The sequence below is a fragment of the Streptomyces alkaliterrae genome (genome assembly GCF_007097205.2).
Lineage (GTDB): Bacteria > Actinomycetota > Actinomycetes > Streptomycetales > Streptomycetaceae > Streptomyces > Streptomyces alkaliterrae.
Map to the genome: position 1 here is coordinate 1 of NZ_VJYK02000578.1, position 1,181 is coordinate 1,181.

Consider the following 1,181-nt stretch of genomic DNA (forward strand, 5'->3'; position numbering starts at 1 on the left):
CCGGCTCCTGGCCGGCGTGGATCGCGAGGGTCTCGAAATGCTGGTGGCTCATGGGACGAGCCTAATGCGCCGTACGGTGGACCCCATGGAGTTCCTTCTGTCCCTCATCCTCGTGGGCGCCGTGATCGGCCTCTTTGTCGTGCCGATGGTCCGCAGGCGCAAGGCGGCGAAGGCCGCCCTCCAGGGCATGGCCCACTCGAACGACCCCGGGAACTACGGCTTCGTACCGGCCGAACAGCTCGACGTACGCCTCCCGGGGCCCGACCCCGAACTCGTCGACGCGCTGACCGAGACCCAGCGCACCCAGGACTGGCGTCCCGTCGCACGGCTGCTCGCGCTGACCGACGGACCCGAGGAGTGGGAGCTGCGCTGGCAGCGTGTGCAGTCGCTGGCCGGCGCGGCCGCGATGGAACTCCGCGAGGCCCGGGCGGCCGGCGCCCCCGCCGCCACCGACGCCGAACAGCACATCTCCCTCACCAAGGGCGACGCGCCCGTCCGCGACGGCCGCTGGCTGCGCGCCTGGCGCGCCGAACAGCCGCAGGACGCCGGCGGCGCGCAGGTCTACGCCCAGTTCCTCGTCTGGCAGGCGCTCGGCGAGCCCGACTCCGCCGACCACCGCATCATCCTCGAAGAGGCCCGCAACGTCGCCCACGAGGCCGCCGCCCTCGCCGACGCCGACCCCACCCCGCACATCACCGAACTCTTCGTCGCCCGGGCGCTCGGCTACCGCCGCGCCGACTTCGAGTCGCTGTGGCACCAGGTCGTCCGCCGCGCCCCCGCCCACATGGGCGCCCACCTGGCCGCGCTGCCGTACTGGTCCGCCAAATGGCACGGCTCCCGCGAGGAGTCCTACTCCTTCGCCCAGAGCGCCGCCGCGACGGCGCCCGCCGGCAGCCTGCTCCCGGCGCTCCCCCTCTTCGCCGTCTACGACCACCTGCCCGACGTCAACCTCGTGCACAGCATGTACCAGACGAAGGTCGTCGAGGACGCCATCGAGGCCGCCGAGTTCGCCGTCGACAGCGTGCCCGACGAGCACCCCGTCCGCCCGCACGTCCTGCACATGCTGCTGTGCCTCCTCGTCCGCGCCGAGCGCTACCAGGAGGCCATGGAAGCCCTGCGCGTCGTCGACGGTTACGTGGGAGCGGTGCCGTGGGTGGAGAGCCCGAACCCGTCCGCCGAGT

General features: G+C 72.8%; 1 protein-coding gene. It reads left to right on the top strand.

What is annotated here, in order from left to right:
* Positions 1 to 85 precede the first annotated feature (85 nt).
* Positions 86 to 1,181 (top strand): hypothetical protein (locus FNX44_RS26880; RefSeq protein ID WP_143651567.1); only part of this gene is annotated, 1,096 nt, incomplete at its 3' end.